At 67.4% G+C, this 21333-nt stretch carries 21 protein-coding genes and 1 pseudogene; 12 read left to right on the top strand and 10 right to left on the bottom strand.

Translation table 11 applies throughout. The features are described 5' to 3' along the window. Positions 1 to 94 precede the first annotated feature (94 nt). Both J1M39_RS06840 and J1M39_RS06835 read left to right on the top strand, forming a co-directional pair. Entirely contained in the window at positions 95 to 622 is a 528-nt protein-coding gene (locus J1M39_RS06840; protein ID WP_060973880.1) for a DUF2505 domain-containing protein, read from the top strand. A gap of 83 nt (positions 623 to 705) precedes the next feature. After that, a complete protein-coding gene (locus tag J1M39_RS06835) occupies positions 706 to 1281 on the top strand; it encodes an arsenate-mycothiol transferase ArsC (RefSeq protein ID WP_060973881.1) in 576 nt (191 codons plus the stop codon). Between the two features lie 43 nt (positions 1282 to 1324). Here the strand turns inward: J1M39_RS06835 and pth are convergent, their stop codons facing one another. From pth to J1M39_RS06820, 3 genes are all read right to left on the bottom strand, one after another. Continuing rightward, a complete protein-coding gene (gene pth / locus J1M39_RS06830) occupies positions 1325 to 1900 on the bottom strand; it encodes an aminoacyl-tRNA hydrolase (RefSeq protein ID WP_010079281.1) in 576 nt (191 codons plus the stop codon). Between the two features lie 7 nt (positions 1901 to 1907). Beyond that, on the bottom strand, positions 1908 to 2531 hold the full coding sequence (locus tag J1M39_RS06825) for a 50S ribosomal protein L25/general stress protein Ctc (RefSeq protein WP_206496603.1): 624 nt from the start codon (positions 2529 to 2531) through the stop codon (positions 1908 to 1910). Between the two features lie 185 nt (positions 2532 to 2716). Beyond that, entirely contained in the window at positions 2717 to 4027 is a 1311-nt protein-coding gene (locus J1M39_RS06820) for an O-antigen ligase family protein (RefSeq protein ID WP_241253899.1), read from the bottom strand. Positions 4028 to 4195: 168 nt separating this feature from the next. Between J1M39_RS06820 and J1M39_RS12535 the strand changes: the two genes are divergently transcribed. Continuing rightward, positions 4196 to 5599 (top strand): polysaccharide biosynthesis tyrosine autokinase, encoded by a 1404-nt coding sequence (locus J1M39_RS12535; protein ID WP_206496602.1) that lies wholly within the window; start codon positions 4196 to 4198, stop codon positions 5597 to 5599. Positions 5600 to 5659: 60 nt separating this feature from the next. On the opposite strand, the gene J1M39_RS06810 is transcribed toward J1M39_RS12535, so the two are convergent. Together J1M39_RS06810 and rfbB are read right to left on the bottom strand one after the other, a co-directional pair. Continuing rightward, positions 5660 to 7075: a sugar nucleotide-binding protein gene (locus J1M39_RS06810; RefSeq protein ID WP_206496601.1), complete on the bottom strand. Its 1416-nt coding sequence runs from the start codon at positions 7073 to 7075 to the stop codon at positions 5660 to 5662. Between the two features lie 13 nt (positions 7076 to 7088). Continuing rightward, the gene (rfbB, locus tag J1M39_RS06805; RefSeq protein ID WP_100058245.1) at positions 7089 to 8084 is read right to left on the bottom strand and encodes a dTDP-glucose 4,6-dehydratase; all 996 of its coding nucleotides are present in this window, start codon (positions 8082 to 8084) and stop codon (positions 7089 to 7091) included. Positions 8085 to 8532: 448 nt separating this feature from the next. Here rfbB and J1M39_RS06800 point away from each other — a divergent pair, with 448 nt between their 5' ends. Together J1M39_RS06800 and J1M39_RS06795 are read left to right on the top strand one after the other, a co-directional pair. Further along, positions 8533 to 9561 (top strand): hypothetical protein, encoded by a 1029-nt coding sequence (locus J1M39_RS06800; protein ID WP_206496600.1) that lies wholly within the window; start codon positions 8533 to 8535, stop codon positions 9559 to 9561. Between the two features lie 52 nt (positions 9562 to 9613). Further along, a complete protein-coding gene (locus J1M39_RS06795; RefSeq protein WP_100058244.1) occupies positions 9614 to 11494 on the top strand; it encodes a glycosyltransferase family 2 protein in 1881 nt (626 codons plus the stop codon). 58 nt (positions 11495 to 11552) lie between these two features. Here J1M39_RS06795 and J1M39_RS12625 read toward each other — a convergent pair. Continuing rightward, positions 11553 to 11699 (bottom strand): annotated as a pseudogene (locus J1M39_RS12625) (IS5/IS1182 family transposase); the annotation flags it as partial. Between the two features lie 142 nt (positions 11700 to 11841). On the opposite strand from J1M39_RS12625, the gene J1M39_RS06785 reads away from it, so the two are divergent. The 5 genes from J1M39_RS06785 to J1M39_RS06765 all read left to right on the top strand — a co-directional run bounded on the left by J1M39_RS06785 (position 11842) and on the right by J1M39_RS06765 (position 14287). Further along, positions 11842 to 12156, top strand: coding sequence for a type II toxin-antitoxin system RelE/ParE family toxin (locus J1M39_RS06785; protein WP_197458590.1), 315 nt, complete (start codon positions 11842 to 11844; stop codon positions 12154 to 12156). Between the two features lie 45 nt (positions 12157 to 12201). Then, positions 12202 to 12504: a helix-turn-helix domain-containing protein gene (locus J1M39_RS06780; protein ID WP_100056904.1), complete on the top strand. Its 303-nt coding sequence runs from the start codon at positions 12202 to 12204 to the stop codon at positions 12502 to 12504. A gap of 60 nt (positions 12505 to 12564) precedes the next feature. Then, positions 12565 to 13305, top strand: coding sequence for a hypothetical protein (locus J1M39_RS06775; protein WP_135019303.1), 741 nt, complete (start codon positions 12565 to 12567; stop codon positions 13303 to 13305). Positions 13306 to 13623: 318 nt separating this feature from the next. Next, entirely contained in the window at positions 13624 to 14031 is a 408-nt protein-coding gene (locus J1M39_RS06770) for a transposase (RefSeq protein ID WP_082836661.1), read from the top strand. 70 nt (positions 14032 to 14101) lie between these two features. Next, positions 14102 to 14287, top strand: coding sequence for a hypothetical protein (locus J1M39_RS06765; RefSeq protein ID WP_082836660.1), 186 nt, complete (start codon positions 14102 to 14104; stop codon positions 14285 to 14287). 159 nt (positions 14288 to 14446) lie between these two features. Here the strand turns inward: J1M39_RS06765 and J1M39_RS12530 are convergent, their stop codons facing one another. Together J1M39_RS12530 and J1M39_RS06750 are read right to left on the bottom strand one after the other, a co-directional pair. Next, positions 14447 to 15409: a glycosyltransferase gene (locus J1M39_RS12530; RefSeq protein ID WP_206496599.1), complete on the bottom strand. Its 963-nt coding sequence runs from the start codon at positions 15407 to 15409 to the stop codon at positions 14447 to 14449. A gap of 206 nt (positions 15410 to 15615) precedes the next feature. Continuing rightward, a complete protein-coding gene (locus J1M39_RS06750; protein WP_063189840.1) occupies positions 15616 to 16275 on the bottom strand; it encodes an alpha-1,2-fucosyltransferase in 660 nt (219 codons plus the stop codon). A 280-nt stretch (positions 16276 to 16555) separates the two neighbouring features. Here J1M39_RS06750 and rfbA point away from each other — a divergent pair, with 280 nt between their 5' ends. Both rfbA and J1M39_RS06740 read left to right on the top strand, forming a co-directional pair. Beyond that, positions 16556 to 17425, top strand: a complete 870-nt coding sequence (gene rfbA, locus J1M39_RS06745) for a glucose-1-phosphate thymidylyltransferase RfbA (protein WP_036317379.1) — start codon at positions 16556 to 16558, stop codon at positions 17423 to 17425. Positions 17426 to 17427: 2 nt separating this feature from the next. Then, positions 17428 to 19038, top strand: a complete 1611-nt coding sequence (locus J1M39_RS06740) for a glycosyltransferase family 39 protein (RefSeq protein ID WP_063189838.1) — start codon at positions 17428 to 17430, stop codon at positions 19036 to 19038. On the opposite strand, the gene J1M39_RS06735 is transcribed toward J1M39_RS06740, so the two are convergent. Continuing rightward, positions 19010 to 20023 (bottom strand): glycosyltransferase family 4 protein, encoded by a 1014-nt coding sequence (locus J1M39_RS06735; RefSeq protein ID WP_167755862.1) that lies wholly within the window; start codon positions 20021 to 20023, stop codon positions 19010 to 19012. The genes J1M39_RS06740 and J1M39_RS06735 overlap by 29 nt on opposite strands. 168 nt (positions 20024 to 20191) lie before the next feature. Next, entirely contained in the window at positions 20192 to 21325 is a 1134-nt protein-coding gene (locus tag J1M39_RS06730) for a glycosyltransferase (RefSeq protein WP_100056902.1), read from the bottom strand. Positions 21326 to 21333: the final 8 nt, after the last annotated feature.

Genomic DNA, 21333 nt, shown 5'->3' with positions numbered 1-21333 from the left:
AGGTGAGGGATGGACGCCCATCGCCGTCGGCGAACCGGTGCCGGCCCTCTCATGGCCCGCCGGGCGCGGTCCGACTTGACCCCGAGGAGACACCGTGGCCTTTTCCGCTCAGCAGTCCATCCCGCACCCGCCGTCGGCCGTGGCAGCCGCCCTGGCGTCCGAGGACTTCCACCGTTCCGTGGTCGAGTCCTTCGGCGGCTCCCTGGTCTCGTTCTCCGTGGAGGGCTCCCCGGAGGGCCCGATGACCGTCACCGCCGTGCGCTCCCTGCCCGCGGACCGCATCCCGGACCGTGTCCCGGACATGGCCCGCAAGCTCATCGGCTCCGCCCTCCAGGTGGAGCAGGTGGAGCGCTGGGACGCGCCCGCCGCGGACGGCTCCCGCGCCGGCACCACCACCATCACCGTGCCCTCCGCCAAGGCGACGGCGGACGGCGCCCTCCGCCTGACCGCCGCCGGTGAGGGTTCCCAGTTCTCCGTGGACGGCACCCTCGTCTGCCGGATTCCGCTGGTGGGCTCGAAGCTCGCCGCGAAGGCCGAGCCGATGGTCGGCAAGGTCGTCGATCGTCAGGCCCGGGCGCTGTCCTCGTGGCTCGAGCGTGACGGCGGAGCAGCGCGCGGTTGATCTCGTTCCCCCGTCGCCCGGCGCCGACGAGCCCGTCTCCGCCTGCCCGGCGGGGGCGCCGGGCCCTCCCCTCGCCGGACGCCGTGCTCATCGTGTGCACCGGCAACGTGTGCCGATCGGCCTATGCGAGCCGGGCCCTGCAGGGACGGCTGGCGGCTCTGGTCCCCGGCCGGGTGGAGGTCGGCAGCGCCGGCTCCCAGCCGAACCAGGCCCTGACGGTGCCCCCGCCGCTCGTGCGGCTCGGCGCCGAGGCCGGTGTCGCCGGCCTCGCGGACCATCGGCCCGCCGCGTTGCAGCCGTTCATGGTCGCGGAGGCGGATCTCGTGTTGGCGGCGGCTCAGGAGCACATGCGCTTCGCGCTGCGGGAGGTGCCGCAGGCCGTCGCGCGGGTGTTCACCGTACTGGAGCTCGCAGCGCTGGTCCGCATCTTGGACGCGCGGGACGGACGGGACTGGATCCCCGCGGGCCGAGGAGTGCGTGCCTTCGCGGCGGAGGCGGCCCGCCACCGGGCCCTCGCGCGGTCGACCGCCCAGCCCCTCGACGTCGTGGACCCGTTCCGCGGACCGGTGGAGGGGTACGCGGAGATGATCCGGATCATGGATCCCGCGCTGGAGACCATCGCGGATGCCCTGGCCCGTGCCGTGACCCCGACCCCCTGAGCGTGGGGCTGCACCCCCGTCGAGGATGTCGCGGGGCGGGAGGTCAGTGGAACGCCTGCTGGGCGGGCTCGAGCCCGTCCGTGACGAGCTTCTCGACGGCGTCCGCCGCACGGTCCACGTGCAGGGGCAGGACGTCCTGCTCGGGCTTGGTGAAGGGGCGCAGCACGAAGTCGGCCACGTCCATGCGGCCCGGGGGCCGGCCGATGCCGACGCGCACGCGGGCGTAGTCCTTGGTGCCGAGCGAGGCGGTGATGGACTTCAGGCCGTTGTGGCCGCCCTCTCCCCCGCCGCGCTTGAGGCGCAGGGTGTCGAACGGGATGTCCAGCTCGTCATGGACCACCACGAGGTCCTCGGGGCCGATCCCGTAGAAGGACGCCAGCGCGGAGACGGGGCGTCCGGAGACGTTCATGTAGCCGGTGGACTTCGCGAGCACGACCCGCGGTCCCCCGATGCCGAGGCGACCCGTGGCCACCACGGCGCCGGCCCGGTGGCGGGTGAACCCGACCCCCATGCGGGAGGCGAGCTCATCCGCCACCATCTGGCCGACGTTGTGACGGGTGCGCTCGTACTCGGGCCCGGGATTGCCGAGCCCGACGATGAGCGTGGTCCCCGTCGTCATGGCGTGATCAGTCCTCGGAGCCCTCGGACTCGCCCTCGGCAGACTCGGCGGCCTGCTCCTCCTGCACGGACTCGTCGCCGAGGTCCTGCTCGACGACCTCGTTGACGGTGGCGATGACGATGTCGTCCTCGAGCTGCAGGGTGGCGCCGGCCGGGACCTGCACGTCCGGGGCGTACACGTGGTCGCCGGCCTCGCGGCCCTCGACGGAGATGGTGACGGCCTCGGGCAGGTCGGTGGCGTCGGCCTCGACCGGCACGGTGACGTAGTCCAGCACGTACTCGGTGCCGGCGGCGACCTCGCCCTCGACATGCACGGTGACCTCGACGATGACCTTCTCGCCGCGGCGGACCTCGATGAGGTCCAGGTGCTCCACGGTGTCCTTGATGGCGTGGCGCTGGATGTCCTTGGGCAGGACCAGGTGCTCCTCGCCGGCCTCGTTCACGACGGTGAGCAGGGCGTTGGGGTTGCGGACGGCCAGGGTGGTCTCCTGGGCCGGCAGCAGCAGGTGCACGGGCTCCTGGCCGTGGCCGTAGACGACGGCGGGGATCAGGCCGGCACGGCGGGCCTGGCGGGCCGCGCCCTTGCCGAAGTCGGTGCGGCGGGTGACCTTGATCTTGAGCTGGTCAGACATGATGCGTCCTCCTGTGGGGGTCTCGGCCGCGCAGCCGGGGGCGGCGCGGGATGCGGCCAGGAGGGGGCTTCAGTGCCGCAACGGGTCAGCATGCTGACGCGCGGCGGCGGCCTCGTCGATCACGGAGCGCACGCTCCCTCGCCTGGGCAACCCGGACAGGATAGCACCGGTGGTGCTCGGCGCGTTCAGCGGCCCGCGCGTCGGGACCGCTCGATGATGCGGTCCAGCTTGCGGCGGTGGGCCCGGTCCTTCGCGGGGGCGCCATGGTCCTCCTCGTCCTCCTGGGCGCTCAGCAGGAGTCCGCAACCGAGCACGATGGCGCCGAAGATCGTGATGAACACCTCCCCCAGCTGAAGCGAGGCCACGAGGATGATGAGGGCGGCCGCTTCGACGGCGACACGCGAAGGCGAGCGGTGCGTCCGGGCGAAGGGCCGCAGGCACAGCCAGAGGTAGGCGCCGACCACCACGATCAGGAACGGCCAGCCGCCCTCGACCAGGAGACCCAGATAGGAGTTGTGGAAGAACATGGACACGTGGTCCAGGTCCACGAATGCCGTGGAGAGGCCCTGGCCGAAGAAGGACGTCTCCGCCACCTTCTCCACGGACGCCGCCTGGATCTGCGCCCGGAACCAGTCCGTGCCCGTGCGGTCGCCGAAGATGCCGAGGTCGGCCAGGTTCTCCTCGGCCCAGCTGACGAACCAGCCCATGACCACCACCAGTGCGATACGGAGGGCCCGCCCCAGGTAGGGGCTCACGAGGATCCACGCGACCGCGCAGAACAGCGCGGCCATCGAGGTCCGCGAGCCGGTGAGGAAGGTCAGGGCGGAGCCGGCGCCCAGCACGAGGAGCTTCGGGCCCATGCGCTGCAGGGTGGCCACGAGCAGCACGGGCAGGAGCGCGTAGAAGAGGCCGGAGACGTTCTTGTCCCCCAGGAACCCGGTGAGGTACCCGCCGTAGGTGTCCGGGGCCAGGCCCGCGTAGAAGAGGGGCACGTTGATCAGTGCTCCGGCCGTCATCCCGTAGAGGACGCCCTTGATGTCGATCCGCTCGCTGGCGATGGCGTAGATCAGCAGGATCAGGAGCGTGATCCTGGTGGCCCGACGCGTGGGGTCAAGGTCGTTGTGCACGGTCACCGCGACGAGATACGCCACCAGGGCCAGTGCGCCGAGGGCCAGCACGCCGTACTGGGAGAGGTCCCGGCGGGGCTGCCGGAACGAGGCCAGGAGCAGCAGAAGGAACGCGGAGAACTCCGCGAACGGGATCGGCAGGCCGGGAGCGCTGAACGCCTCCACCACCAGGCCGGTGGCCAGCACGGCCTCGAACAGCCGCGGTGAGGCCGACGTGACCAGCGGGTTCCACGGAGAGCGGGTCCACGCGGCCTGACCGTCCGGGACGAGGCCGAGCGAGGCGTGGCGCCTGGCTGGCCGGGCCTCGGGTGGCGCGACGGCCCCCATAGCGCGGGCAGCCGTCCGGTTATGGGGCGTGCTCGAGCGCATGGTGCGGAACCTTTCATGGACGCCGGGCGATACGCGGCTCAGCGTAGCGCGGTGGCGGGCGTCGTCCCCGGGCCCTCAGACCGTACGGTGGGTCTTGGTACCGTGGACCCGTGCGTTTCCTGGCCACAACGGCCCGTGCATCCCCGTCCATGACCCCCGAGGTGCTCCGTGACGATCGTCGACTTCTTCCGCCTGCTGCGCGCCAACCTCCTCCTGCTCCTGGCGGCCGCCCTCGTGGGGGGTCTGCTGGGCTGGGGCTACTCCGCACTGCAGCCCCGGATCTACGCGTCCGAATCTCAGGGGCTCCTCGCCGCGCGGAGCACGGATCAGAGCCTCATCGCCGGCGACGGGCCCGCCGAGAGCCGGGCTCAGGCCTACGTCGCCCTGATCAACAGCCAGGCCGTGCGTGAACGCGTGGCACAGGACACGGGGCAGGACGACGACGACTCGCTCTCCGCGGCGCTCGTCCCCGGGTCCAGCATGATCAAGGTGACCGCCACCTCGACGGATCCCGAGACCGCCGCGCAGCTCGCGAACAGCGCCCTGCAGGCGACGGCGGACGTGGCGGCGGAGGTGGACAGGAACAGCCCCCTGGAGGTCGTGCCCCTGTCGGACGCCCGCGTGCCCTCTGCTCCCGTGAGCCCTGACACCCGGCGCAACGTCCTCGTGGGCGTCGTGGCCGGACTGGGTGCGGGACTCGCCATCGCGGTGCTCCGTCGTCTCCTCGATGTGAAGGTGCGCAGCCGCGCCGACGTGAAGGAGATCACCGGCACCGGCGTGATCGGCGCCGTCCCGGAGAACGAGTCCCTGACACGCACGGGCGAGGAGGCCATGGACCTCGACCCCCGGGCCGGCGAGGCCATCCGGGCGCTGCGCACCAACCTCAAGTTCGTCTCCGTCGACGAGCCGCCCCGCGTCGTCTCGTTCACGAGCGCGGACCCCTCCGAGGGCAAGTCGACCGTCGCATCGAACCTGGCCCGCGCCCTGGCCCTGGCCGGCGAACGGGTCCTCGTGGTGGACGCCGACCTGCGGCGGCCCCGGCAGCACGACCTCTTCCAGGTGGCAGGCGACGTGGGCCTGTCCGAGGTGCTGGCCGGTGAGGTGCAGCCGGACGACGCCCTCGCGGCCACCGGAATCCCGAACCTCACGCTGCTCCCCGCCGGCCGGACGCCCCCGAACCCGTCGGAGCTGCTGGGCTCGAAGCGCATGCGGGCCCTGTTGGAGCTGGCATCGGAGGACTTCTTCGTCATCGTCGACTCCCCTCCCCTGCTGCCCGTCACGGACGGCTCGCTCCTGGCCACGGCCGTGGACGGGACTGTGCTCGTGGTGCGTCAGGGGCGGACCCGCAAGGACCACCTGGAGGCGGCTGTGGAGAATCTCGCCGCAGTGGACGCGCATCTGCTGGGCGTCGTCATGAACGGCGTTGCGCGCTCCCAGCGCGGCGGCGGCTACGCCTATGGCTACGGGTACGAGAGCACGTACCACAAGTCCCACGAGAAGTACCTCTCGAGCGTCGGCTCGTCCGCGAAGAAGGGGCGACGTTCACGCCGCAAGGCCCGCACGCGCAGCTGATCGCCCCCACGCACGAAGCCCCCGCCGAAATCGGCGGGGGCTTCGTCGTGCGAGACGCGGTCAGCGCCTCAGATACGTCCGCAGGCGTTCGCGCTGATCCGGGGCGGTGTAGCCGACGGCGGCCAGGGGCCCGAGGTCGAGCGCGCTGTTCGTCGGCCGCGGGGCCACGCCCTCCTTGCCGGCCATGTACACGGCGGTGGTCGTGGCGGAGACGCGCGCGGCGTCGTGGCCGGTGTCCTCGAAGACCCACCGGGCGACGTCGTGCCACGTGACCACGTCGCCGCTGTTGGTCATGTGGAACGTGCCCGTGGGCGCATCCGTGGTGACCAGGTGCAGCAGGGCGTCGGCGAGGTCGTCGGCGAAGGTGAGGCGGCCGTGCTGGTCGGCGACGACGGCCGGGTCGATCCCGCGCTCGGCGAGGGAGGCCATCGTGGCCACGAAGTTCTTCCCCTCCCCGATCACCCAGGAGGTGCGGACGATCCAGTGCCGCGGCACGGTGCGCACCGCGGCCTCACCGGCGGCCTTCGACTGGCCATAGACGCCCAGCGGCGCGAGCGGGTGGTCCACCGGGTGCTCCTGCCCCACGGGGAGGGCGCCGTCGAACACGTAGTCCGTGGACACGTGCGCCAGGGGCACGCCGGCCTCGGTGCAGCGGCGGGCGAGCTCGGCGACGGCGGTCGCGTTGACGGCCCAGGCCTGGGCCCGGCCCTCGGGCGTCTCGGCGGCGTCCACCGCGGTCATGGCGGACGCGTTGACCACGGCGCGCAGGCCGCGGAAGTGCCCCCGCGGCCAGGACGCCGGATCGGTCATGTCCCAGGTGTCCCGGCCGTGGGCCTCGACCGGGATTCCCGCGGCCTCGGCGCGGGCCACGAGGGCGCGGCCGAGCTGGCCGCCGGCGCCGAGCACGAGGATCGGGGCGGGCGGCATGGGGGTGACGTCCGCGAGCATCGGGTGGGCGCGGTCCTTGGCCGAGAGCTCGGCGTCCTCGAGCGGGATCGGCCAGGCGATGGCCGCCGTCGGGTCCGCGAGGTTGAGGAACGTGTACCGGCCCTGCGCGTCGGCGGACCAGTGGTCGTTCACCAGGTACGTGTAGGCGGTGTCCGGTTCGAGCGTCTGGTAGGAGTTGCCCACCCCGCGCGGCACGAAGACGGCCTTGTCCGGGCCGAGCTCCACGGTGGCGACGGCGCCGAAGGACGGCCCCTCGCGCAGGTCCACCCAGGCGCCGAAGATCCGGCCGTGGGCGACGGCCACGTACTTGTCCCACGGTTCGGCGTGGATGCCGCGGGTGGTGCCGACGGCGTCGTTGAAGGAGATGTTGTTCTGCACCGGGGCGAGCGCGGCGAGGCGGGGGTGCTCGGCGGCGAGGACGCGGATCTTCTCGCGCTGCCAGTTCTCCTTGAACCAGCCGCGGTTGTCCCCGTGGACGTCGAGGTCGAGGACGAGCAGGCCGGGGATGGCGGTCTCGGTGATGCGCATCAGCGGTTCCCCCTCACTGGCCCTGGGCGCGGTACGTGGCCTCGACGGCGTCCTTGGCCGGGCGCCACCAGGCCTCGTTCTCGCGGTACCAGCGGACCGTGTCCGCCAGACCGGTGCGGATGTCCGTGAACTGCGACTCCCAGCCGAGCTCGGTGCGCAGCGCGGTGTTGTCGATCGCGTAGCGCAGGTCGTGGCCGGGGCGGTCGGCGACGAGGTCGTAGTCGTCCGCGGGGCGGTCGAAGAGCTCGAGGAGGAGCTCCACGATCTCCTTGTTGTTCCTCTCGCCGTCCGAGCCGATCAGGTACGTGCGGCCGATCTCGCCGCGCTCGAGGATGCGCAGCACGGCCGAGGAGTGGTCCTCCGTGTGGATCCAGTCCCGGACGTTGACGCCCTGGCCGTAGAGGCGGGGGCGGACGCCGTCGATCAGGTTGGTGATCTGGCGCGGGATGAACTTCTCGATGTGCTGGTACGGGCCGTAGTTGTTGGAGCAGTTGCTCAGCGTGGCCTGCACGCCGAAGGAGCGCACCCACGCGCGCACCAGGTGGTCCGAGCCGGCCTTCGAGGCCGAGTACGGGCTGGAGGGGTTGTACGGGGTGGTCTCCGTGAACTTCGCCGGGTCGTCCAACTCGAGGTCGCCGTAGACCTCGTCCGTGGAGACGTGGTGGAACCGCTTGCCGTGCTTGCGGACCGCCTCCAGGAGGACGAAGGTCCCGACGATGTTCGTCTGGATGAACGGCGAGGGATCGTTCAGCGAATTGTCGTTGTGGGACTCCGCCGCGTAGTGCACGACGGCGTCCGACTCGGCGACCAGTCGGTCCACCAGGGCCGCGTCGCAGATGTCCCCGACCTCGAGAGTGACGCGGTCCTCGGGCAGGCCGGCCAGGTTCTCCCGGTTGCCGGCGTAGGTCAGCTTGTCCAGGACGACGACGTCGTGCCCGGTCTCGCGGACGACGTGGTGGACGAAGTTCGAGCCGATGAACCCGGCGCCGCCGGTGACGAGGAGTTGCATGAGGTCAGGGTATCTGCGAGTGCACAACAATATGGTGACATAGGCTATGCCCAGGTCGCACCGAACGCTCGAATCACCGACCCCATGGCCCTCCTCGGGTCAGCACTGCGGCAACCGACTCATTCAGCACTAAGGCCCTATGCATCAGAACCTCGACCCCCGGCCCAGCATCGACCGCTCGACCGTCGAGGTACCGACAGCACTGGCCGTCGGCGCAACACTCGGCATTGTATGCAGCCTGGTCAGACTCCCCACATCCACATGGGACACTCTTTACGCGGAGGACGGAAAGGTATTCTTGCAGGCATGGGTGTCCAACCCATCCCTTCACCTTCCCATTGACCCCTATGATGGATATCTGCATTTTTGGCCGCGTTTAATCAGTGGAATTATATCCCTCCTTCCAGTTGATACGTGGCCAACCGCCACGACAGTGGCCTTCGGATCCATGGTCGGATTAATCGGCGGACTCAGCTTTCTAATATCCAAGAGTCTTATCACCAGCCCGATTCTCCGTCTACTGGTAATGATCATTCCCATCCTCCTCCCTTTTGCCGGAGTCGAAGCGCTTGGCAACCTCGCGAACCTGCATTGGTATTTTCTGTATCTCGGGTTCTGGATCTCCTGGCACTCACCTCGAACTTATTCGGCGTCGGTGGTCTGGTCTCTGACTCTGGCGATGGCCGCAATGACCGAGATTCAGCTAGCGATTCTCGCTCCGATTATCGCGGGGCGAGCCTGGAAGGGGACCCGATACGAAAGAATCGTGTTCACAGGATGGTCTGTAGGAATAGTTGCGCAGCTCGTTGCTTTCCTGTCATCTGACACCACCCGCACAAGTCGCGGCTTAGCAGACCCCCTTTCCATGATTCGAGGGCTACTTGTGAATGTCGTCCTCGGGACACCGGTCGGAAATCAGCCGCGCGCAAACTTTCTGATCGAAATTTCCGGCTGGCTGGTCCCTGTCACGCTCGCTATCGCTATTGCCGCGCTCTTGGCGGCGTCTGCGATCAAGGACAATACTCGGAAGTGGGTGATTATTTCCGCCACTCTCACATCGATCACGACATGGGCGCTCAGCTTTCTCCTCAATAACCATCCAGGACTCGACTACATTCGTCCGCCTTTCACCTTCATAAGGTGGGGAACAGGGGCATCGCTTCTCCTATGGGTAGCCCTTGTCATAGCATTAGATGTCGCCGCAAGTCATTCTGGGTCAGCCAAGAAACTTGTCCCCACCTTCACCGCGATAGCGCTCATATTATCATCGCTTATTTCCCCCGCCACAGTCAACACTCGCCATGGCGCGCCGTCCTGGTCGCAGCAGGTCGCAAACCTGCGCCAACGATGTGAGTCACAGAATCCCAGCCGTGAGACCGTGGTCATAGATCATGCGCCGGAGGGATGGCAGATGATCCTTCCCTGCGACCGGTTGATGCCGCGCGGCTACAGTAATGGTGCGGTGAGCTCCCAATAGTCATGTCGAGTAGACCTGACCCAACATGCCGTTCTATTGAAGCGAGTAGACATTGACGGATCCTAAGATCTCAGTCATTATCCCCTGCTACCGTAGCGGACTGCCCCTCAAGGACCAGCTTGCAGCGTTGCTGAGTCAGACGGACGCGCCACCCCGGGAGATCCTGCTATGCGACAACGGGGGGAACCCCTGGCTTCACCCCTATGTCGCTTCCCTCGCTCCCCTGCCAGAGGGCGTGTTCATCCGCGTCATCGATGCCGACACCCACCCCGGGGCTTCCTTCGCCCGGAACCGGGGCATCAATGAGGCGTCGGCCGAAAGGTTAGCGTTCTGCGACGACGACGACCTTGTCCACCCCGACTGGTGTCGGCTCGCTTATGAGTTCCTCGACGACTTCCCTGTCGTGACAGGCGGCGTGGTGGTCAAGGAGGACACACAGCTCACCGGCAAGTCACTCGCGGAAAAACTCGAGATGCTGGTGGCAGAGACCGTGCCGGTCCCCCCACGTCCTGCAGGGCGGGGGTCGATGGGGCCGGCCCTCATGGGCGGGAACTTCGCCGCCCGACGGGACGTCCTGCTGGCCGTCGGGGGGTTCGATGCGGCCCTCGTCCGCGGTGGCGAGGACAACGACCTGGCCTTCCGCCTCGACCGCGCCGGCGTGCCGATCACGGACTGCGGAGCCATGAGCATCATCTACTCCCGACCCTCCGCATGGCGTGACCGCGTCCGTACGCGGGCCCGGGCGGGACGTTCACTTGCGGAGGCCGCTTCTGCGCGGGACGCCTGGCATGCGGTGCCCGAACTGAGCTCCGCACCGACCACAGAACTGACCCGCGCGGGCGCGGCTGCGGCCGCTATGGCTGCCGGGCTGAAGGCCCGAGACTGGCCTGGCGCGGTCGATCGCGTGGCGACGGCTTGGGGACTCGTTGACGGGTGGACGCGCCATCGAGTCCTCCGGCGGCAGGCCGAATCACAGGTCGGTCTAGGGCTGGGTGACTCCGGGTGCCCACACCACCCGGGCACGACCGTTCTGGTGGTCGCCTACAACCACGCTCCCTACGTCATCGAGACACTGGAGAGCATTCGACGCCAGACCGTGCCTCCGGTCCGAGTCCTCATCGCCGATGACGCATCCCCGAGAGATGACACCGCCGAGGTCATCCGACAGTGGCTCGCAGACGCGCCGTCGTCGTTCGAGTTCCATCCGAATTCCACCAACATGGGGCTGAATCCGACCCTCAACCGACTGCTGGACAAAGTGGACACCGAATTCGTCACCTACATCGCAGGTGACGACACCATGCGCAAAGATCGCATCGCGGTCCACGAGAAGCTCCTGCGGACCGCTCCAGATGATGTCGTCCTTGCCTACAGCGACGCCGTGGTCATCGACGAGAACTCCTCGGTGCTCCACCCGTCCTCGCGCGTCGAGTTTCCATGGCCGGACGAACCGCAACGCAGCGAAGACACCCTCGCATGCCTTGTCGATTCCAACTGGATCCCAGCGGCGTCGTTCTTCATGCGCACAGGTGCGCTCCGCCGGGAGGGCGGCTACGCCGAGGATCTCTTCTACGAGGACTTTGAGCTCCTCACCCGTCTGGCGGCGCGATATCGCTTCACCTACACGGAGGAGCCCCTCGTTGCCGTCAGGCGGCTGGCAACCTCTCTGGGCGCAGTGGGGTTCGCGCATGACAGTCCCCGTTTTGTCCGGTCCATGTTCGCGGCCTTGCGCAATGCAGAGCACGGCACATCGGAGGAGGCCCGAGAACTTGCGCGATCACATCGGTGGGAGCTGACCAAACGGGCCGCACGTATCGGCATGCCATTCCGCGAGGTGTTGGCAATGTTCCAGGACAGCTGGCGCGGCGCGGCGACGCCGGCCCACGCGGCAGCCCACCTTGCTCGAATGGTCGGGCAGCGAGTGGGCAGCTGAGGGCCCGGGCCTCTCCGGGACAGGCCCCCGGGCGGGCGGTGCCGCCTAGGGTGTGTTGCTAAAGGATGGTGGCGAGCCAGTGCCGTGTCGCTGCGAGACTGAGCCCGGCGTGATAGTTCCGGGCGTACTTGTCCGAGCGCATCGCGATCCCTCGCCACTGCTTGAGCCGGTTGAAGCACCGCTCCACGACGTTGCGTCCCTGGTAGCACTAGCGCTGGTCTTCCCCGAAGTCGATGGCCCGGCCCGGGCGTTTGCGCCGGTGCGCGATCTGGTCAGCCCGCTCAGGGATCGTGGCCGCGATGCCATGCCGGCGCAACCAGGCCCGGTTCGCCTTCGAGGGGCAGCCCTTGTCCACGTTCAGGCGGTCAGGCCGCGCCCTGGGCCGGCCCCTGGCGGACACTCTCACCGGCTCCCGGCACAAGAACCTCAAGGAGCTGCGCCCCGACTCAAGCCGCCGCACGGAGATTCGGATCCTCTTCGCCTTCGACCCCCGCCGCCAAGCGATCCTGCTCGTGGCCGGAGACAAGGCCGGCGCCTGGAAGAATTGGTACTCCAAGAACATCCCGCTCGCCGAAGAACACCTCGCCGACCACCTCCAAGCACTCCACAGCGCCCCACCCGGCGCTGCGCAGCCAACCCGCAGACCTGACCGTCTCCCCTGAGATCAGCCCCGCGCCGCCCCACCCCCAGCAGTCAGGAGAGCACCCATGTCCACCTTCGACCAGCTCACCGCCCAGCGTCCGCCGCGCCCCGCCCTCGTCGATGCCCACAAGGAGCACATGCGCGCCCAGGTGCGCGCCTACCGACTGCGCGAGCTGCGAGAGTCCCTCCACCTGACCCAGTCCGAGCTCGCCGCCGAACTGCAGGTCTCTCAGAACCGCGTGTCCACCATCGAACGTGGCGACCTGGCCAAGGCCCAGCTCGACACGCTGCGCCGCTACGTCCAGACCCTTGGAGGTACAATGTACCTCGAGATCCAGCTCCGGGACGCGACCTTCAAGATCGCTTGACTCCAAGGACCCGTGAGTGGGTAAGCCCACACAATCCCCAACCGCCAATGGAAGACTTAAATGACTGATTCTCAGATCACCTCGAGCAAGACCACTACCTCCAAAACCCTCAACCGCCGTACCGTTGCAGCCGGTCTGACCTGGACGGTCCCGACCATCGCCGCCGCTGTTGCCGCGCCCGCGTACGCTGCGTCCAAGACGACCCTGACGGCTACCAATGTCACCCCGCAGATCTACCAGGGCCGCTACTACCGCGTGGACTCTGGATGCACCTATAACGGCGGCTTCTTGGACACTCAGGGCGTTACCCCCTCGAATGGCGCATACAACGGCTCGACCCCGATCGGCGACGGTTTGCGCAGCACCTCCTCCTCAATCGGCTACTGGCTCGAAACCTCGAACACAACGTCCGGAACGGCCCGGATCGATGCGGTGACCACCGTATACACGTTCAACAACCCGATCATCATCGACCAGTGCCCCACCGGTGGATACAACACGACTGGCACGTGGCGCTGGACGCAGTGCACCACTCTGAATGGCTGGTCTTATAGCCTGTCTGCAGACCGTAAGACGCTCACCCTGACGTGGAACAAGCCCACCATCGTGAACACGTCCACCTCTGCCTTGCGCTCTGGTGACTACCTGCCCGGCTTCTTTATCAACTACCACGTCGCTGGTAGTTGCTCCGTGGCCACGAACACCACGGTCACCACGAACACCACGATGACGTACTCGACGAAGACGAATCCGGGCGGTACGACCACCACCAAGAACATTCCGGCTCGCCCGATCATCTGATCTCACGCGCCTGCTTGAATGGCACCTGTCTTTCGGAGGCGTCGGGGCCACTTGACATCGGCTGGCACGCCTACCAGTAGCTCTCCATGTAGGGGCATCCGACGCCTGGGCTTCTCGGCCCGGTAGAGCAATTACAGGTGGTCGAGGTCGCTCGATAGTCGATCAATGAGGGCGGACCGTCCGCGCTGACGTACTCCGGAGGCCGTTCTTGACCGAAGACCTCGGGAGTACTCGTATCCGGTCATGTCTCCACCAGATAGCGACATGATGGGCTTGATGCACGTCTAGGGCGTGTTGCTAAAGGAATCGGGTAGGTGAATGCGCGAGTCTGAGGAAATGTCTCGTGATGTTATCTCAGACGAAGTCTGGGCCGTGATCGGCCCACTGTTCCCCGAAGCCAAGACCACCGGGCGTCCGCCCATGGATCGGCGCATCGTGGTCGAGGCCACCGCGCGGCGGTTCCGCACCGGGGCGCCGTGGCGGTACCTGCCCGAGCGGTTCGGGAACTGGAACACCATCTACAAGAACTTCAACAGGTGGGCCGCCCAGGGTGTGTGGGGGCAGGCGCTCGAGCGCACTCAGTCGATGGCCCAGGCGGCCGGTGAGCTGGACTGGGTGGCCTCGATCGATTCCACGATCGTGCGCACCCATCAGCACAGCGCAACCCTGCCCCGCACCACAGGGGGCCCTGATGAACTACAAGAGATCAGCGGAGAAGCCGTCTGATCACGCGATCGGACGTTCCCGTGGCGGTCTGACGACGAAGTCTCATCTGGTCTGTGACGGCAAGGGGAGGGTGCTGGCGTTCGTGGTGAGCGGCGGCCAGGTCGCGGACACCTCGATGTTGGCCACCATGATGGAGCAGATCAGCGTTCCCGGGGCCCGTGGCCGGCCCAGGGCACGGCCTGACCGCCTGAACGTGGACAAGGGCTGCCCCTCGAAGGCGAACCGGGCCATCGACTTCGGGGAAGACCAGCGCTAGTGCTACCAGGGACGCAACGTCGTGGAGCGGTGCTTCAACCGGCTCAAGCAGTGGCGAGGGATCGCGATGCGCTCGGACAAGTACGCCCGGAACTATCACGCCGGGCTCAGTCTCGCAGCGACACGGCACTGGCTCGCCACCATCCTTTAGCAACACACCCTAGAGCGGAGTGGGGCCGATGTGCTGGAGCAGGTGGTCGGCGCGACGCTGGGTCGTCGTTTCGAAATCGTTTGTCGCTACGAGGTCGAGACCTGCCTGCCGTGCACGAAGGAGTGCCTCGGGGTCATCGATGAGAGATCGCAGAATCTCCACCATGCCGTCGATGTCTCCCCTCGGCACCGCCCAGCCCACACCATGGCGCCGCACGAGCGGGCTCAGCGTGGCGTTCGCGTAGCCGAGCACCGGTGCACCTGATCCCAGGGACTCGAAGTAGGTACAGGACGGGTCGCCCTGGAGGTGGGGCAGCAGCATGAGGTCGACGGTGTCCCGTACGTCGTTCAGCCACTCGGTGCGGTAGTCGCGGAATCCACGGAACTGGACCCAGCCTTCCGCGCGGTCCTGCAGTGTCTCGCGCATTGGCCCGGTCCCCAGAAAGGCCATCTCCACCGGCAGACCCGCCCGGCGTGCCCGATGGGCGACTTCAAGAGCGTACTCAGGGCCCTTGATCGGGTCCAGTCGACCGGAGAAGGCCATGCGAAGAGGACCCTCGCCGTCCCATGCCCGAACGGCACGCGCGGCTGCGACGTCTGCGGCGTAGATTCGATGGTCCATGAAGGCCAGCGGGGTGGCTGACTGCTTACCATAGGCCCGGAAGGCAGCAGGTCCGTTGCACTGAAGAGATCTCGCTTTCCGAGCCTGTCTGCGTAACCCGGCCTCGACACGAAGGAGTCCGACCGCTGCACGAGCGAGCGGGATTCCGGAGGACGTCGCACGGTGGATGCCGAGACGGATGCCGTAGTCCACCTCGGCCGTCAGTACTGCGGGCGTACGGGCTTCGGTCATCCCTCTCCAATGGGGTGCCAGGAGACCCAGCGTCAGGTCCAGGCCCAGGGAATCGATCTCAGCCGGGACGGGCTGAGCTTTGACGATGTCGAAACCCAGGCTGTCGACGTCTGCGGTCACGTAGGCCAGTGGGAGCGGTTCGGGGATGTCATTCACCGCAGGCGCGAGGACGATGACCCGTCCTGGCCAACTGCGAGCCAGCTCAGTCAGGCCCGAGAATCCGCGCGCCTCCATGGCAACCAGGCCACCGGAAGAGAGGATCGGACCGGGTAGCACGTATCCGAGCCGAGGGCCCGGTGTAGACGGCACATTGAGACCGAGGGGCATCAGGCGCTTCCTTCCCCGTACCGGTCCCCGGGCACGGCGAGCCATTCCGGCAAGAGGAGTGCGGACTCAGAGTACGGATAGTGGCGTCCAAAGAACAGCGGCGCTACGACCCTGCGCGGTCGCTGCCCGGGGGGTCGAGAGGAAGCGAGGTAACCGCCCCAGTATGAAAATGTAGAATTAGCCAGGATCAGGTTATCCGCGCTCGAGACCTGGGCCAGGTCTTGGAACATGTCATGTGGCGAAGGCATCACCCGGACATCGCCGCCCGCAAACAGGTCCGACAGATGGGTCACGCACCAGTCGGGATCGTCGGAGACAAAGACCACCGGCGCCCCTCCCGGGGAGTCGATTTCTTCGATCGCCACCCGCACGAATTCACGAACGTCGAATCCGTAATGACGCCGGAATTCTGGGTTGCTGTAGTAGTCGCCGCGCCGCACGTTCACCACCGTGGCCCCCGGCGTGACGGTGCCCCAGCGATCGCTGAAGGCCGACCCCTGGAGGAGCATGTCCCGGCAGAACTGCTTCAGGTCCGGGTAGAGGAAATCCACATTGATCTCGTGACCCCATTCCACGGTCCGTGACTGGAAGAAGGAAACCTTGTCCTCCGTCACCGTCAGTTCGCGAAGTCGCGGGAATTCCTGGAGCCACGGTTCCATTTTGGGCTTGTACCTCACAAGCCAACTCACCCCGGTGGACCGTTGACGAGCCCACGCGGTCACCCACAGGAAGAGAAAATTCCCACCGTTCATGGGTTCATTTCCCCAGATCACGTACGGCTGACGTCGGCGGATCGGAGCCACACCGCGTGCGATGGCATCTCTGACGACTTGCTGCACAGGGTGATCATATCCGGCTTCTGCTCACACTGAGGAGATCCTGTACACCCACCGTGCGTACCCCTCAGACAGGACCCTCTGCTCCCGATAGCATCACAGCATGAAGGGCATCATCCTCGCCGGCGGCACGGGCTCCCGGCTGCATCCCATTACCCACGGCATCTCGAAGCAGCTCGTCCCCGTCTACGACAAGCCGATGATCTACTACCCGCTGTCCACCCTCATCCTCGCGGGCATCAGCGACATCCTTGTCATCACCACCCCACACGACGCGGAGCAGTTCCAGCGCCTCCTCGGCGACGGTTCCCAGTTCGGCGTCTCTCTGACCTATGTGCAGCAGCCTTCCCCAGACGGCCTTGCCCAGGCGTTCATCCTCGGCGAGGAGCACATCGGAACCGACCACGTCGCCCTTGTGCTCGGCGACAACATCTTCTACGGCCCCGGCATGGGCCAGCAGCTGCGCCGTCACACCCAGGTCGACGGAGCCACCGTGTTCGGCTACTGGGTGGCGGACCCCAGCGCCTACGGCGTGGTGGAGTTCGACGACGCCGGCAAGGCCGTCTCACTGGAGGAGAAGCCCGAGGAGCCCAAGAGCAACTATGCGGTGCCCGGGCTGTACTTCTACGACAACGACGTCGTCGAGATTGCGAAGAGCCTCAAGCCGTCGGCACGCGGCGAGCTGGAGATCACCGACGTGAACCGCACCTACCTGGAACGCGGCAGCCTCAACGTGGAGGTCCTGCCGCGCGGCACGGCGTGGCTAGACACGGGCACATTCCACGACCTGAACGACGCGTCCAACTTCATTCGCACGGTCGAGTCCCGCCAGGGACTCAAGGTCGGTTCTCCTGAGGAAGTGGCGTGGCGCCAGGGGCTCCTTACAGATGAGCAGCTTCAGGAACGAGCCCAGCCACTGGTGAAATCCGGCTACGGCCGCTATCTGCTCGACCTGCTCAACACCGCAAGATGAGCATGGAAACCGTCGTGCGCGCACGAGGACATCACACCGACGCCGTCATCGTGACGGCCCTGATCGTGGCCCTTGTGGTCCTCCCCGCGATTGTTGCAGGCACCGCCGGTGCGCTCTGGATTCCTCACAACGACTCGTGGGCTCATTCACGGATCGCCGCTTCGTTTGCCGAGACCGGCCGGGTGCATCTCGTCGGATTCAACCGGGCCTCGATGGTCGGGATGATGGTGCCCCTAGGTTCGCTTGCGTCCAGCGTCGTCGGCCAGCATGTGTTCGTGATGCTCTGCGGAGCCGCCATGATCGGCTTCTCTTACGGCACGGCGCGACGGGTTCTGCCGAGGGGCCGCTCGTTGCTGGTCGCGGCGTTGGTCGGAGTAGCTCCAGGCTTTGCACTGCTGTCGACGTCCTACATGACTGATGTCCCGATGATGGCGGGCATTGCGGGTGGTCTGTACTTCGGTGCCCGCTACCTCGACGGCGGCGGCGTCCTCAACCTCATCGGGAGCATGGCGTTTGGGCTGTGGGCGACCACGGTTCGAGAGCAAGGCCTGGCAGCAGTGGCGGCGGTCGCGGTGACCGCCTGGCTCGTCCGGCGGGACAGACGGCGCGTCATTTTCGTTGCCTCGCTCGTCACGCTGGCCGCTATCGCCGCCTTTGAGGTCTGGCGCCGTTCGCAGCCAGGTGACGACCCACCCATGGTCGATCCCACAATTGGAGGCGCGGTGCGGGCCCTCGCAATGGGGGTCATGACCTTGATGTTCGTCTGTTCTCCAGCGGTCCTACTCGGTGCCTCAAAGCCGCGCTCCGCCGCAGCCTGGTCTTTCGGCACGGCAGGCGCCCTCACTACGGCAGGGCTCGTGTTCCTCCTCGGGCGGGGCGCCCTGCTGGGAAATTACCTGGCAGCCGACGGCGGCTACATGGCCATGTCCCACGGCGCGCGTGACACGGTGCCGGGCTGGATTCTCTGGTGCGCCGCAGGACTGGCGATCCTCGCCGGCACCGCGGTGGCGGCCCTGTGTGGCGATGTCACGACGCGTGCACGTCGTCGTCCCGGCCGGCCATGGCGATCGGCTGGTCACCCCGTCGCCCTGCTCATGGCCTCGTTCTTGCTGATCTACTTCGCGGGCATCACAGTGCAGACGTTCTCGGGCCAGGCGATGTTCGAGCGGTATCTCTACCCGCTCATCGTGCCCCTGAGTGTGCTGGTGCTTCGGGCCACACGGCCACGGGGGGCCCAGAAGGTTGCCGCCGCGACGGCCGCCCTCATCGTCGTGGCCGCCACTGCCCTGGTGACTCTCCATACGTGGTCGAGCACGGGCGTCGTGTGGCAGGCGGCGGAGGAGCTCGTGGCGGAGGGGCTGGCGCCGCAGGACGTGGACGCCGGATTCGCCTGGGTAGGGCTGCACTCGAACGTGGGCGTAGCAGAAGATCCGACTCGATCAGACGTCGTCGGCGGGTGGGCTGCGCTCTTCTCCGACTCGCGTCAGTGCGCCGTCGTGTCCATGGGACACCCCGTGGCAGCCACGGAACCCGTTCGGACGATCACCTACACGAAGTACCTGTTCTTCGGACAGGACCGTGTGGTCATCGAGCGTCTGGACCCCTGCCGCTGATGACGGCGCGGACCAAGCGGTCGCGGACTCTCGCGCCGACCGCTTCCCAGGTCATGCGCGCTGCGTGCTGTGATGCGCGGCGCCCCGACTCCTTGGCCACAGCCGGGTCCGCCAGACGCAGCATGGCTTCACTGACCCCCCCTAGATCTGACGGATCCACAACGATCCCCCCGTCGCCGATCATGTCTGCGGCCCCGCCCACAGTGGTCCCGATGGAGGGAATGCCCATGCGGCCGGCCTCCGCGTACACGATGCCTGCGGGCTCGAGTCGGCTGGGCACGACGAGACACGTGGCTTCGGCGAAGAGGCGTCCCAGTCGCTGTTGCGCCGCCGGCTCTGAGATGGGCAGGGGCCCGTGCACTACGACCCCGTCAGCATCGATGTCGGGGACACCCGCGCCGACCAGGTGGAGGAGGGCGTCGGGGTACAGGTCGCGCACCTGTTCAAAGGCCTTGACCACGGCGTCGCCGCGTTTACGTTCCCAGTCGTGGCCGACGAAGAGGAACCGCGGCGAACTCCAATCCTTGTCCGTGGAAGGCTGCCCCTCTCGATTGACGCCCAGCCCCGTCACCGTGATCCGGTCGCGAGGAATTCCGTAGTCGTCACTGATGGAGTCAGCGGCCCAGGACGTGGCCGCGAAACAGATGCCCGCCTTCTCGTAGACGCTCTGCTGCAGGCGCCGTCGTCCGTCGATGAGAGCTGGAGGCAGGTCAGGAAACGGACCCCACGCGTGCTCGACCGCCTGGGCGATCGTCATATCCTCGAAAGTGGCGAGTCGTCGGTGGTGAACTCGGTAGCCCGTGCCGATCTGGAGGACGGCGTCCACATGGCGGGGAACGCGGTACAGTGCAGTCAGCTCCACCAGGCGGGCGTAGGCAGCACTCTCACGGCCAAGCGTCAGCAACTCGTCGGCCGTCGGGCGAAGCCGTTGTGCCGTCACCCGAGTCCAGACTCGAGCGGCAGTGGACGGCGGGGTCAGGTCCACCGGCACCACCCGAACTCCCGCCGCCTCGAGGCCCCGGATGAGACCCGCCGGAGTGCCAGACCAAGACTGGGGGTCAGTCGGGTCCCCCGGGTATGTGACGGCTACGGTGAGTGTCACCCCGGGATCGTTGGCTCGCATGTGGCCATTACACCAGACGCCGAGGGGTGCTCATCGCTGTCCCGCAATTCGCGGCAGATTCGTGAGCGCATTGCGAATTCGTTGGCTGAACTCCACTTCGGAAAACTGCTCGGCGTGCGCCTGCATCGCCGCCCGGTCCCAGTCATGTGCCAGCAGACGTTCCACCCCTCCGGCCACCGCATCCACCGTCGGCTCATCCACGAATACCCCGTTGACGCCGTCCTCGATGGTGTCCAGGTAACCGCCGGCCCGTAGCGCCACGGTAGGCACGCCCCATGCACTCGCCTCGAGCGGCGTGATGCCGAAGTCCTCGTGGCTCGCGGCGATCAGTGCCGTCGCGTGTGCGTACGCCCAGCGCAGCTGCGCGTCGGTGAGGTCCTGGCCGAACACCACGTCCTCCCCCGCCATCGCCCGCAGCCGGGCCTCCTCCGGGCCCTTGCCGATCACCACGAGCGGCCGCCCCGCGCGGGCCGCAGCCTCGATGGCCACATCCACGTGCTTGTACGGCATGAGCCGCGCGACCGAGAGCAGGAAACCGTCCTCCGCCAGCCGCTCGGCGCCGGGGATCGGCGCCTGCGGGCCCTCCGTGCTCACGGAGTGCGGCGGGAACACGAGGTCCACGCCGTCGAGCCCGTAGACGTCTTCGATCCGCTCCCTCACCACCGTGGAGTTGGCCACATAGCGTGATCGACGCCGGACGGACGCGCGGTCCCACCTGCGCAGACCCGGGCGCAGCACGCGGGCGATCCGGCCCTTGATGCTGTCCCGGCCGCCCTCGCCCAGGTAGTCGTCCAACAGGTACACCCAGCGCGCCGGCGTGTGGCAGTAGACGAGCGTGGCGCCGTCGTAGCGGAATCCGTGCGCCCAGCCGGAGGTCGAGACGACGGCGATCGGCTCCTTCACGTGCATCAGCGAGGAGGCCAGGGGCAGCAGCGGCAGTGCCCGCCGCGGGTCCTTCCGCAGCAGCCCCACCCGGTTCAGGGGTGAGGTGATGATGCGTGCGTCCTTGAACTCCGGGAAGGTTCCCTCGGGGTCGTAGAACGTCGTGTAGATGGGCGCGTCCGGCCACATCCGGTGCAGGGCGAGCACCACCCGCTCCGCCCCGCCCTTCTGGGTGAGGTAGTCGTGGGCGATGGCGATCTTTGCGGGGGTCTGTTCCGACATCGTGTCTC

Origin of the sequence: Micrococcus sp. KRD077, from assembly GCF_017168505.1 — a bacterium.
In the GTDB taxonomy this organism is placed as follows: Bacteria; Actinomycetota; Actinomycetes; order Actinomycetales; family Micrococcaceae; genus Micrococcus; species Micrococcus luteus.
Note: the sequence above shows the minus strand (reverse complement) of the source record. Positions and strands in the feature narration are given on the sequence as shown.

Bases quoted from the DNA above. Each gene is read 5' to 3' on its own strand.
- J1M39_RS06800 (WP_206496600.1), top strand. From the start codon at position 8,533: ATGGTCGGATTAATCGGCGGACTCAGCTTTCTAATATCCAAGAGTCTT.
- J1M39_RS06780 (WP_100056904.1), top strand. From the start codon at position 12,202: ATGTCCACCTTCGACCAGCTCACCGCCCAGCGTCCGCCGCGCCCCGCC.
- J1M39_RS06820 (WP_241253899.1), bottom strand. From the start codon at position 4,027: ATGCGCTCGAGCACGCCCCATAACCGGACGGCTGCCCGCGCTATGGGG.
- rfbB (WP_100058245.1), bottom strand. From the start codon at position 8,084: ATGCAACTCCTCGTCACCGGCGGCGCCGGGTTCATCGGCTCGAACTTC.
- J1M39_RS06740 (WP_063189838.1), top strand. From the start codon at position 17,428: ATGGAAACCGTCGTGCGCGCACGAGGACATCACACCGACGCCGTCATC.
- pth (WP_010079281.1), bottom strand. From the start codon at position 1,900: ATGACGACGGGGACCACGCTCATCGTCGGGCTCGGCAATCCCGGGCCC.
- J1M39_RS06750 (WP_063189840.1), bottom strand. From the start codon at position 16,275: ATGGAACCGTGGCTCCAGGAATTCCCGCGACTTCGCGAACTGACGGTG.
- J1M39_RS06775 (WP_135019303.1), top strand. From the start codon at position 12,565: ATGACTGATTCTCAGATCACCTCGAGCAAGACCACTACCTCCAAAACC.
- rfbA (WP_036317379.1), top strand. From the start codon at position 16,556: ATGAAGGGCATCATCCTCGCCGGCGGCACGGGCTCCCGGCTGCATCCC.
- J1M39_RS06730 (WP_100056902.1), bottom strand. From the start codon at position 21,325: ATGTCGGAACAGACCCCCGCAAAGATCGCCATCGCCCACGACTACCTC.
- J1M39_RS06770 (WP_082836661.1), top strand. From the start codon at position 13,624: ATGCGCGAGTCTGAGGAAATGTCTCGTGATGTTATCTCAGACGAAGTC.
- J1M39_RS06825 (WP_206496603.1), bottom strand. From the start codon at position 2,531: ATGTCTGACCAGCTCAAGATCAAGGTCACCCGCCGCACCGACTTCGGC.
- J1M39_RS06810 (WP_206496601.1), bottom strand. From the start codon at position 7,075: ATGCGCATCACCGAGACCGCCATCCCCGGCCTGCTCGTCCTCGACCTC.